This window comes from Streptococcus suis S735, from assembly GCF_000294495.1.
GTDB lineage: Bacteria > Bacillota > Bacilli > Lactobacillales > Streptococcaceae > Streptococcus > Streptococcus suis.
In genome coordinates this window covers 309,338-321,700 of the sequence record NC_018526.1, presented here as the reverse complement: position 1 = coordinate 321,700, position 12,363 = coordinate 309,338, and the positions used below count along the sequence as shown (strand labels likewise).

At 40.9% G+C, this 12,363-nt stretch carries 8 protein-coding genes, 1 tRNA gene and 1 pseudogene; 1 reads left to right on the top strand and 9 read right to left on the bottom strand.

Translation table 11 applies throughout. The features are described 5' to 3' along the window. Positions 1 to 49 precede the first annotated feature (49 nt). The 9 genes and pseudogenes from YYK_RS01655 to YYK_RS01615 all read right to left on the bottom strand — a co-directional run bounded on the left by YYK_RS01655 (position 50) and on the right by YYK_RS01615 (position 11,686). Positions 50 to 135 (bottom strand) — tRNA-Leu (locus YYK_RS01655). A 280-nt stretch (positions 136 to 415) separates the two neighbouring features. Beyond that, positions 416 to 2,020, bottom strand: a complete 1,605-nt coding sequence (locus tag YYK_RS01650) for a CTP synthase (protein WP_011921913.1) — start codon at positions 2,018 to 2,020, stop codon at positions 416 to 418. A 192-nt stretch (positions 2,021 to 2,212) separates the two neighbouring features. Beyond that, positions 2,213 to 2,851, bottom strand: coding sequence for a DNA-directed RNA polymerase subunit delta (gene rpoE / locus YYK_RS01645; RefSeq protein ID WP_014917203.1), 639 nt, complete (start codon positions 2,849 to 2,851; stop codon positions 2,213 to 2,215). Between the two features lie 126 nt (positions 2,852 to 2,977). Beyond that, positions 2,978 to 6,133, bottom strand: coding sequence for a pneumococcal-type histidine triad protein (locus YYK_RS01640; protein ID WP_014917202.1), 3,156 nt, complete (start codon positions 6,131 to 6,133; stop codon positions 2,978 to 2,980). A gap of 33 nt (positions 6,134 to 6,166) precedes the next feature. Further along, complete coding sequence (locus YYK_RS01635) at positions 6,167 to 7,087, bottom strand: metal ABC transporter solute-binding protein, Zn/Mn family (protein WP_012774966.1); 921 nt, start codon at positions 7,085 to 7,087, stop codon at positions 6,167 to 6,169. Positions 7,088 to 7,526: 439 nt separating this feature from the next. Further along, a complete protein-coding gene (locus tag YYK_RS10480) occupies positions 7,527 to 8,081 on the bottom strand; it encodes a glycosyltransferase family 2 protein (protein ID WP_337459650.1) in 555 nt (184 codons plus the stop codon). Positions 8,082 to 8,131: 50 nt separating this feature from the next. Then, positions 8,132 to 9,415: a trigger factor gene (tig, locus tag YYK_RS01625; RefSeq protein WP_011921906.1), complete on the bottom strand. Its 1,284-nt coding sequence runs from the start codon at positions 9,413 to 9,415 to the stop codon at positions 8,132 to 8,134. Between the two features lie 221 nt (positions 9,416 to 9,636). Next, positions 9,637 to 10,656: an alpha/beta hydrolase gene (locus tag YYK_RS01620; protein WP_011921904.1), complete on the bottom strand. Its 1,020-nt coding sequence runs from the start codon at positions 10,654 to 10,656 to the stop codon at positions 9,637 to 9,639. Between the two features lie 106 nt (positions 10,657 to 10,762). Then, positions 10,763 to 11,686 (bottom strand): annotated as a pseudogene (locus YYK_RS01615) (poly(ethylene terephthalate) hydrolase family protein). A gap of 140 nt (positions 11,687 to 11,826) precedes the next feature. Here YYK_RS01615 and YYK_RS01610 point away from each other — a divergent pair. Then, positions 11,827 to 12,336, top strand: a complete 510-nt coding sequence (locus YYK_RS01610) for a TetR/AcrR family transcriptional regulator (RefSeq protein ID WP_014917199.1) — start codon at positions 11,827 to 11,829, stop codon at positions 12,334 to 12,336. Positions 12,337 to 12,363 lie beyond the last annotated feature (27 nt).

Genomic DNA, 12,363 nt, shown 5'->3' with positions numbered 1-12,363 from the left:
CTGCACTTATCTAGACAAAGCAAAAGGACTAGCCTTAGCTAGTCCACTATGCGGAGAGTGGGACTTGAACCCACACGACCTAAAGCGGTCACAGGATCCTTAGTCCTGCGCGTCTGCCAATTCCGCCATCCCCGCTTAACACAAGAACTAGTATATCATTAGGAACTAGCCTTGTCAACACTTTTTTTGAATTTTATTTTTTATTTTTACCTTTTTTTGCCAAAACGTATTGATTTAGCTGATTCTTTTGCAATATTCTACTATATATAATGCTTAAAACCATCTAGACAATGATGCCATATGGGGGTGGTATTTCGTATTTTCTTCTATAAAATACTGACACCTTTTTCGTTTCTTTATATAAAATATATAAAGAAGATTGAATGATACCAATCTTCTTCTATAATGGTTATACTTATTTTTCATTCTCCATAGCTGCTGAAACAAAGGCTGTATACAAACCTTCAGGGCGATTAGGACGAGATTGTAGTTCTGGATGGTATTGGCAGGCAACGAAGAATTTATTTTCTGGAATTTCAACAATTTCTACCAAACGGTTGTCTGGTGACACGCCTGAGAAAACAAAACCTGCTTTTTCAAATTGTTCACGGAAGTCATTATTAAACTCATAACGATGACGATGGCGACGTTGTACAACTTCTTGATTATCATAAGCAGCTGCAGCCTTGGAGCCACGTTTGAGCTTGCTTGGATAAAGACCTAAACGGAGAGTTCCTCCTAAATCTTCCACTCCAATTTGATCACGCATGATGTCAATAATTGGATATTTTGTTTCTGGGTCTAATTCAAAGCTGTTAGCACCTTCTAAACCGAGAACGTGACGTGCAAATTCTACACAGGTCAGCTGCATTCCCAAGCAGACCCCTAGCATTGGCACGTCATTCTCACGAGCATAACGAATGGCTTGTATTTTCCCTTCTGTACCACGTTGTCCAAAGCCACCAGGAACGATAATTCCTTGTGCTTGTCCTAGACGTTCAGCTACGTTTTCTGCTGTCAAATCATTTGCATTGACCCAGTCCAATTCGATAGCAGCATCATTTGCATATCCTGAGTGTTTTAGAGCTTCAACTACAGAAATATAGGCATCTTGTAATTCTACATACTTACCAACTAAAGCGATTTTTACTTTTTTCTGGAGATTAAGAACCTTGTTTACCATCGCTGTCCACTCTGTCATATCTGCTGGAGGTACGTCGAGCTTCAAGTGATCGCAAACAATTTGATCCATGTTCTGTGCTTGCATATTTAATGGGATTTGGTAAAGATGTTCGACATCCAAGGACTCAATAACTGCTTCTGGAGCAACATCACAGAATTGTGCCAGTTTATTTTTAATTCCTTGTCCAGCAGGCTGCTCTGTCCGAATTACCAACATGTTGGGCTGAATACCTAGACCACGCAACTCTTTTACAGAATGTTGTGTTGGCTTAGTTTTCATTTCGCCTGCTGCTTTGAGATAAGGCAAGAGTGTTGTATGGATATACATAACATTGTCTGAACCGACATCTGCCTTCATCTGACGAAGCGCTTCAAGGAATGGCAAGCTTTCAATATCACCTACTGTACCACCCACTTCTGTGATGATGACGTCTGCATCTGTAGTACGAGCTGCACGCTTGATTTTGTCTTTCAAAGCATCTGTAATGTGTGGAATAACTTGAACTGTTGCCCCTAAGTATTCCCCTTTACGCTCTTTACGGAGGACTTCGCTATAAATTTTACCTGTTGTAACATTTGAATATTTGTTCAGGTTAATGTCGATGAAACGCTCATAATGCCCAAGGTCCAAGTCGGTTTCTGCACCGTCATCCGTCACAAAAACTTCACCGTGTTGATACGGACTCATTGTTCCCGGGTCAATGTTGATGTATGGATCAAATTTTTGGATTGTTACCTTGAGACCTCGATTCTTCAATAAACGACCTAGGCTGGCTGCTACAATCCCTTTGCCGATAGAGGAAACAACGCCACCTGTTACAAAAATATACTTTGTCATGCAAACTCCTTTTCTACGATTCAGGCTAATAGGAAGCAATTTGTGGGGATACTTCCTGTTAACTTGAAGAAAAAACAAAAATAGCTCCCTATCGCTAGGGAGCTCCGACCTCAAAAGAGGTGCCCGATAATATCTTATCGTAATTCAGTAGTCTTGTCAAATTATTTTTAAGAATCTATGGGGATATAATTCTTATTCGTCGACGACCTCTTCATCTGAATACTCGTCGTCATCTTCACCTAAATCAACATCCTCTTCATCCAATTCGTCATCTGGGATAATTTCGTTGATTTCTGAATCATAGGACTCAACTTCATCTTTTTCGTCATCTGGGATAATTTCGTTGATTTCTGAATCATAGGACTCAACTTCATCTTTTTCGTCATCTGGATTTTCATCATCGTATTCTGATGATACACTACCTGGATAGTTATCCTCATCTTCCGGATCATCATGTCCATAGTCAATCGCATCATCATCACCGTCCATAAAGGCATTGACGCGTTTCTTCTTGCGTTTTGGTGCATCTTCATCATCTTCTTCAAGAGTGATCACTTCTTCGTCGATCTCATCGATTGCGTACCATGAACGTAAGCCCCATTTGTTTTCGCCAAGCGGAATGAAGCTTCCATCCACATTCAAATCAGAATAGAAGGTTGGGAGGGCTGCGCGAATCTCGCTGTTTGATTTTTCAAGGTAGTTTTGAATTTCATTGACCAAATCGTTGAAATACATTTCGTTGTCACGTCCACGTTCTTCCAAAATAGCACGGGCTACTTCAATCATGGAAAGTTCGCTTTTTTCTTGTCCTGCAAATACGTTAAGTTCCAAGGCTGTTCTCCTTTTTTGTCTTTCCTTTCTATTTTACGCTAAAAAAGGCAAATAGTCAAAGATAATCTTTATCGTTTTTCTGTAAAAAAATACCTGCAGAGCTCAGTGCTACAGGTATTTTGTTTACTATACTTGTTCTTCTAAACTTGGAAGGGAGATGGTCCGTTTGACCCCATCCTTATCTACAAGTCGAACAACTTTGCTTGCTGCATCATATTCGAAAGCTTCAAAAGAAACTTTGTAACGGTCTGAGAGTGTGACCAGACTTTGTTCAAAGGTTTTGAAGTCCATGCCAAACTCTTCTGCTCTTCGTTTTAATTCTTCTGTAAACTCGTCAATTTCCTCGGTTTCTTCAGAAATAATTTCTTCATCACTTTCTTCCGTCTCTGTTTCTTCTGTTGATTCAGATGGTGTATTTGGTGTAAATACTCCCCAGCCATCGTCTGAAACTGGGCGTTCTTGTGGATTAGTCATGTAGTATTTAACCGTTGCTAGGAAATCTTCTAAACTATACCCTTCAGGACTTCTTGCACTACCTTGGTCAAACCATTTAAAGGATACATAGTGATAGTGATCTTGATGCGGAATCACCAGAGTCCCGTTGCGTACTTCGGTTGCATAGCCAGCATTGTAAGTCAGTGCTTCGAAAGGAACGACTTTCTTCGCTTCCACTCGGTTATAAATTTCCTCTGCTGTTTCTTTGGCAACTTGTGGCTGTTCTGGCGTTGTTGTCTCGCCTGCACTTGCTCCTGTTTCAGTTGGTGCAGGTGTTGACGGTAAACTAGAATTAGATTTCTCACGTTGAGCCACCATAGCCTCTGCTGGGATCAGCTCGCTTAAGTAATTCAAATCACTCTTGTTAATCCGACGGTAACCATCTGTAATCACACGTGGGATGCGATAGTTATCCGTACCTATTTTCACTTTGGGATCTAATAGGTCCGCTGGGTCAAAAATATAGCCATCTTTTGTTGTATATTTTCCTGCTGCCTTAGCTTCTGCCAATTCTTCTGCTGAGTGAACAATTTGCCAATTTTTCAAACCTGCACGTTTCTCAATTGGTGTGACATTTTTCGCCAATTCTTCAGCGTCTCGTTTATCAAGAAGAGTTTGTACAGCTTCCAATTCTTCTTTAGATAAATCTTTCTTGGAAATTGAACGTAGAGAACCTCCTGTCGCTCTTGGTAGACTGAACGCTTGACTAAAGACAAAACTTGCTGGATCTAGTACGTCTTCCGCCGAGAAGATATAGCCATCATTTGTCGCAAATTTCCCTTTTGCACGCGCATCCATAACTTCTTCTGCTGTGTGAATGATTTGCCAATTTTTCAAGCCTAAGCGGTTTGCTTTAGGTGTTGCATTTAGAATTGGGGGAACAAGATCCGTTGCTTCTCCATCACCATGTCCACTTGTAGTCCAAGCAGATGGACGAATTTCAGGATGTTGCATGATATAGCGGATCGTTGCAATTTGTTCCTTACTCAACCATGTGTAAGGTAGGACGTGGATGTGATCAATGTGTGGAATAATAAAGGATTGTCCAGTATCATAGGTCGCATTCGCTCCCTTCATCGGAATTTGATCCATACCGACCAACATGGCTGGCTTAAGATCTCCTTCTGCAAGCGGTGCAATATCAAAGATATACTGCTTATCTTTTTCTGCCAAAGTCAACTCAGCAAAAGAGATCTTCATCAAATCTAGTTCGTCACGACCATACGTATAAGTTTTTCCACCTACTTCCATTTCATAAACAACTTTTCCAGCCAATTTACGTTTAGCCGTTACTTGTTTATATTCAAATGCAGGGCGGTTTTCTTCTTGAATTGGTTTTACAGGTTTTGAATCATTCCCTTGACTTGGTGTTGTGGGTTTAGCATCGTTTCCTACTTGTTCAGATGTTTTCGGTGGCACTTGTTTGCCCGCCTTCTCATTAACCCATTCCTCTACTTGCTTTATTTCAAAATCTTCGAGTTCGCCAAAACCAACATAATGGAAATGATCTCCATGACTAGCTATCAACCCTTGATCATCAACTGAGGTAATAGAGTCTTTGCTAAAGGTGTATCCATCACTTGTAAAATATGCCTTACCATCTAACCCTTTTCCGTAAGCAGGAATTTGACGTCCCTTATAGGAAACCACTTTCCCTGTTGACTGCTTCGGTTGTGTTGGTAATACTGGTTGTGTAGGCGATACCGGTTGCGTTGTAACAGTGCCGATTGGTGTTACTGGACGATTTGGTTGTGTTGGTGTATGTTGGGAGTGACTTGCTTGTGCGCCAGAAGAAACACCTGCTCCATTTACACCAATCATTCGAGAAATCTTCTCTTCTAGAGGAGACATCTGGCTGTATGGAATAAAGTGGTAATGATCGCCGTGTGGAACGATGACACCTGCTGCGGTTTTCTTCGTAATCGTTCTTGGGTCAAATACCAATCCATCCGCTTCTACATGGCGTTGAGATAGGGGTGTTGCATCCAATTGAGCCAATAAACTAGCCAAATCCTGACCTTGCCCCGCACTAATTGTGGTCTGTTGAGCTCTATTATTTCTATCGCCATATTGACTACCACTAGCCGAGCTCACACTTCCTTTTTGATTCCAGTAATCTTGAGCAGCCTTCAATTCGGCAGCTGATAAATCTTTTTTAGGAATAAAGTGGAAATGGTCGCCGTGCGGAACGATAAAACCATCTCCCGTGTCTTCAATAACATCTGTCGGATTAAAGACATAGCCATCGTCTGTTCTGTAGCGGCCATCCTTACTATTTCCTGCTGCCTGATTTTTGCTGTCAGCAGAAGAGATTCCTTTTTGCCGCTCCACTTCTTCTTTGCTACGAACATTTTTATGTTTGCTAGGGTCTTTTAGATAGAGATAGTATTTCCCATCAACTTTTATGACGTAGCCATCCTGGACTTCATTAATGATGTGACTGTCTTGTAAGACATAGTTTGGGTCCTTCATGACCAACTCTTCACTAAAAATCGCATCAAAGGGGACTTTACCATTATAGTAGTGGAAATGGTCACCGTGTGATGTCACATAGCCTTGATCAGTAATTTTAACGACTATCTGCTCAGCGTCAATATTTTCCTTGGCAGAAACTTGATCAGGTGTTAATTGTTCAGCAACGGTAGTTTGCACACTTTGACTATCTTCAATATAGGACACACGATTTTTTTGCTCTTCCATCGCTTGGAAACGTCCAAGCTGATAGCTACAGAGACTCATCCCTAAAACAAGGGCGGCTACGGAGCCAACAACTGCTTTTTTCTTCATTTTTTCTCCTTTCGGTCGATAGAATTCGGCCTTTTATTTTAACTCTTGAGCTAATGTTTCTAAGACTTGCTCTAGATTTTCTAGATAGGTTAAATTATTTTCTGGATCTGCTTCAAGAGGATCCAACACTTTTAAATCTACACCTGTCGAACTCGCCAATGCCTTGGCAAGCTTATCCGAGGCACCTTTTTCTGTAAAAATTGTTTGCACATTGTAGGTGTCAACAAATTCTTTAATTTCCGCCAACTGTCTAGGACTTGGTTCTTCCTCTGAAACTCCTGCGATCCCCAACTGCTTCAACCCGAAGCGTTGCGCAGTGTAAGAGAAGGCTGTGTGTTGAGTGACAAATGTTTTTGATGTGGCTTTTAAAAAGATTGGGCTATACTTGTCTGCCAACTTTTGCGCCTTTCCCTCTAAAGTTGCGGCATTTTGACGATAATAATCCGCATTCTTAGGATCACTTTCTGCTAAAAGTTCACCAATCGCAACAGCTTCCTGACCAACCAAAACTGGATCCAGCCATGTGTGGGGGTCATATAAACTAGCTTCATCAATCCCTTGACCAGCTTCCATGTCTTCTAACCCTGGAACCTTTGTCAGCGGTAAATTTGTCGAAGCCTCCAAAACCTTGACAGATGAACCTTGCAAATTAGGTTCCAAACGTCCTGCCCAGGATTCCAAAATTCGCGAATGATAGATAAAAACATCTGCATCGTATATGGCCTTTATGTCCGCAGCCGATGGTTCATAAGAGTGTATGCCCTGTCTTGAGCCAATCATTCGAACATCATTTTTATTCCCTGACACTTCCTTAACCAGTGAATAAATCGGGTAAAATGAGGTGACTATTTTCATTCCTGGCTGTACTTGACTCGCTTCCTTCTGAGCCGAGCAAGCTGCTAAAACAAAACCGAATAAGGCAACAAAACAGCCTCTTATCACTTTCTTTAACATAACTTCCTCCTTTGTTAACCAGTTAACTATAACACAAGAATATTAACCAGTCAAGTATTTTTTAAAAAAAGATAAGACTTTCTTTTTATAAGCCAGTCTTACCTTTACTTAAACGAATTGTTTCACTCGTTTGATTTCTCCCCATTCACGCTTTCTCTTTTTATATCCAATAAAACTTGTCAGACGGACAATATTCAATACCCAATGCAAGAAAAAATATCTAAACAAGGTTGCCAGGAAGGCTTTACACAAATCCATAGGTCCAATAAATAAATCTTGCGAGTAGACGCGTTGCAAAAATGACGCAAAGGTGATTAGTGAGCAAAAAGCACTATGGAGGAAAAAGAGCGATATGAAAAATGAGATGTTTAGTTGATGATAGATCAACGAAAGTAGAATCACGAAACAACCGAAAGTCTCTATAAACGGAGCCAAAAATTCAAATAGCATATAGTAAGCATAGGAAAAATATCCCACCGCCCCAAAACGAACTCGCGATAACATTTTTCGGTATTTTTTTTAGACATTGATAGAGTCCCAAGAACCAGCGACGGCGTTGTTTGCATAAATCACCGATAGAGCTCGGTGCTTGACTCCAACAAATGGCGCTGGTTTCATAGCAGATTCGATAAGGAATATTGTTATTTCTACAGAAATAATGCAATTTCATGACTAGCTCCATATCTTCTCCCAGTGTCTGCCTATCATAACCCCCAACTGCTATGACATACTCCTTGTAAAATAACCCAAAGGCACCTGATATGATGAGATTGGATTGCAAATAGTCCAATAAAATTCTACTCCCTAAAAAAGAACAGTCATATTCGATAGCTTGTAAACATGGGAGCACCGACCACGGCAACTGGTAATGGCTGACCTCTCCGTCAGTTATTCGTACCCCTTGTGAAACTTGGACGACTCCACCAACAGATATGACATTCTCCCATTTCTGCATGGGACGGACAAGGTTTTTCAGAGAGTTTCTTTGTAACATCGAAAGATGATTAAACAAAAAACCCGACCAGAGTCGAGTTTTCCAAATAATTATTTTACAGTTGCAGTGCTTGTAATCACTTCTACAGCTTTCTTCACAGCGATGTCGTGTTTAAGCATTTCTGGTGAAAGCAAGCTACGAACTTGTGCCACTTCCATATTGTAAGTTGCTGCCAAGTCTTCGATTTCTTTGTTGATTTCTTCTTCAGTTGCTTCGAAACCTTCTGCTTTAGCTACTGCTTCAACAACCAAGTTTGTCTTAGTACGTTTTTCAGCATCTGCTTCGTATTGTTTATGAAGGTCTTCACGAGTTGTACCAGTGATTTGGAAGTACATATCTGGTGAGATACCTTGTTGTTGCATACCACCCAAGAATTCATTGATTGCACGGTGAACTTCTTCATGAATCATTTCTTCTGGCAATTCAACGATTTCAGCGTTTTCTACAGCCAATTCAAGAGCTGCTGATTCAACTGCATCGTCAAAGGCAACTTCTTTTGATGCTTCCAATTCTTTGCGGTATTTAGCTTTCAACTCATCAAGTGTTTCCACTTCTTCGTCGATGTCTTTTGCCAATTCGTCATCCAAAGCTGGAACTTCTTTTGCTTTTACTTCATGGATTTTTGTTACGAAGAGGGCTTGTTTACCAGCAAGGTCAGCTGCTTGGTAGTCTTCTGGGAAAGTCACTTCAACGTTTACTTCTTCACCAGCTGCGTGACCAACCAATTGCGCTTCAAAACCTGGGATGAATTGACCTGAACCAAGTCCAAGTGAGAAGTTCTCACCTTTACCGCCGTCAAATTCAACACCGTCGATTGAACCTACAAAGTCGATAACAACTGTATCGCCTTCAGCTGCTGGACCTTCTTTGATAACCAATTCAGCCAAGTTGTTGCGTGCAGCTTCGATTTTTGCGTCAACTTCTTCGTCTGTTACTTCTTTAGTAGCTTCTACTGAAACTGCCAAGTTTTTGTAGTCACCCAATTTTACTTCAGGTTTTGTCACAACTTCCGCAGTGATTGTCCAGTCTTGACCTTTTTCCATAGATACAACGTCGATTTTTGGTTGTGCAACGACTTCAAGACCAGCTTCTGCAACCGCTGCTTCATAAGCTGCTGGTAACAATGCATTTACAACATCTTGATAAAGTGCTTCTTCACCAAATTTTTGGTTGAAAACGGCACGTGGCAAGTGACCTTTACGGAAACCTGGAAGATTGATATCTTTCTTAACTTTGTTGAAAACGCGATCCAATTCTGGTTTGATAGCATCTTGACCGATTGTGAAAGTCAAAACGCCGCGATTTGTTTCTTTTGCTTCAAATGATACAGACATTCTGTCATTCTCCTTAAAATTTTATTGCATACTCTTCATTATAACACAATTGACAAGGATTTCAACGATTTTATAACGTACTTTTGGGAAATGGCAGAGCTGGGACTTATTGTTCTCACTTGGAATTTTTCGGCGTAGACTTTCTGAGTACAAACATGGTTGTCAGAGCGACAGATTGATTGGACAAATCCCTATCAGTTTCCAACTTATCAACACTCCGACTATTCCTTGGTTCTATCGTCTATAAAAATCATCAACCGTTCAAATGCTTTGGCAGACACAGGGTCTGTTCGTAAATTCGCCACAAAACCATGAGGCTTTTCAAGCCCTTCTTCTGCCAAAGGATCGACCAATTCATTTTCAACTCCCGCTTGCTTCAAAGCCTTGTTGAGCGACACCATATCTGTTCGATCCTCGCTTCCCAGAAGGAAACTAGCTGGGTAGTCTTTATTCACATGGGAAATAGGGTTATAGGCATTGATTTCTTCCTCACTTAGATAGATGGTTTCTGAAACATAATTTCCAACCAAGATCTTCGTACCTAGGCTAAATTTGGCATAATCTAAAGGAGCATCGTCTATAACCAGAGCCTTGACATCTTCTTTTGCAATACTTGGTTCAATATTCAATAGCTGAGCGTACTCTTGATTGGCTAAGACGCTACCATATTGTGCCGCCATGATGGCACCTGCTGATGAACCCATCAAGACGACATTGTCCATGTTCAAGTGATATTCTTCAGCGTGTTCCTTCATGTAGGCGATAGCCTGATTCATTTGAATCACTGGCGTTGGGAAATGGTGGTCTGGTACAAGAGCATAATCCACATTGACAACATTATATCCTTTTGACACGATGTCATCAATGAGGTAGGTCGCTTGGCTAGCTGACAGAGGGGCCCCCATATTTTTGCTACCTCCAAAGAATCCACCACCGTGGAAATAGAAGAGGGTTGGTCGGTCAGCTTCAAGATTTTGGTCTGGATAGGTAATATCTAAAAAACTGTTGGGATAGTCCTTACTATAGGCAATCTCACTTTTCAAATACTGACCATTTTCTTTCAGACCATCAATGGGATCATAAAGAGGACTGTAAGAGTTCGGTGAACTCTCTTTGTACATAAACGATTGAATGACACCGACTACCAACTGCGGATGATTGGTAACAGACACATAAGCAATGATACCGAGACTGGCTACAATCCCAAGGGTCCATAAGATGATTTTTTTGAATTTTTTCATGAAGAATTACACTCTTTTTACACATTTTTTGAATAAGCTACTAACATAAAACAAGAACAAACAATAGAAAGACAGAACTCGCTTTTGACCGTCAATGATACAAATCCTAGTTCATTATTCTTTGATCTTGATAGAGTTTGTTTTGAACAATTTCTGGGGAGTTTCCTTGAAATGCCGTCTCTGCTTCAGGGGCTCCTTGTAACCGCCACATAAATCAAGCTACCATATAGCCGTTTGGAAGTCTAAGCATATCACCATGTCCTGCTTCTTTTCTCCGAGCCATTACCTTCGTGATGGTAGCTGGTAATGTCTCATAAATCTGTGTCAACTGCTTGCCAGACACTACCAAATCCTCATATCCACCTCCCGTACCCGATACTAGAAAGGTCGGAACAGAAATCAAGCTCGGGTCATAGTCCCATTCTAAATTACTAGAAAGTTCTAAATTGGCAGGACTTGCCGCGTAAATAGTTTTGATCATATGCCCATGCTTTTGTTCCGTAACAGCATTAAAGACCCCAACTCCTCCTTGAGAATGCCCCGATAGGCCGATCTTATCTAAATCGACTTTACTAAAGAAAGGATTTGATTTTAGGCCTTCAACAGTCTTATTATCATTTAGCTTGATAGCAAGTCGCAAGCTCATTTCGGATGAAAATCCATTCCAAGAATATTCTTCCTCAGTACCAATGACAATAAAGCCCCAAGAAGCCAAATGTTTCAAAACAGACGCATACTTAGAAGCTCTAACACCGGTACCATTAGAAAATATCACTACTGGAAATTTTCTGGTTTCTGTTTCAATATTTGTAGGATAGTACAGTTCATATTTTTTGAAATTTTGTAAAGCATTGATTTCGAGATAGGAAACGTCATAGTTGCCCTGTCCAAGATACTTTTTCTCAACAGCTCCACCCGTTTCAACTACTTCTGTGTAGTTAGAAGCCACTGATGGCTTGCTGGCTAAATACAGGAAACCAATACCAAAACAAGCTATTAAAATCCCAATGCCGATTAAAACTTTTTTCATACTTTCTTTTTTCTGTCCTTTATGGTATATTTTTAGAAACAAGTGTTTCGTTTTTATCAGTATAGCAGATGGACAGTGGGAAAACTAGTCCCAGCTCTGCTATTTCCCCAAAAGGAAACAAAGGAAAGGAAGTGTTTCGCATGGAAAGAGTGAAGCGGAAAGAGTCATTATTTGTGGAGAGTGTCGTGGAGGCTCTGTGGGAGTTACTGGAAGACAAATCTTTTGAAAAGATTAGTGTGTCAGAGTTGGTGGAGCGAGCTGGCATCGGTCGGGTGACCTTTTACCGAAACTTTTCCAATAAGGAAGAGGTGCTCGAACGATCCTTCAACTTGGAATCGCAAGCCTGGTTGACCGAACGGCAGATTGACTTGTCGGATTGGTCAGATGCTCATCTCTTACTAGCTTTACGGCAATTTTTTGACTTTTGGTATGAGCAACAGGATAAGATTCGCTTATTGACTGCCAACCATTTGGACTACTTGCTCGAGGAGGTCTTGGATCGCTATTTCAAAGAAAGACTGGGGGACTTGACTGATGATTTTCACCTGCAATTTATCGTAGGAGGATTTTTCCGAGTGCTCAAAACCTGGGTTGCTCGAGGCTGTAAGGAAAGCCCTGATGACATCATGCGGTTGATGAGTGAGCAATAGAGCAAGCTTGTCAACGTTCTTGACCAA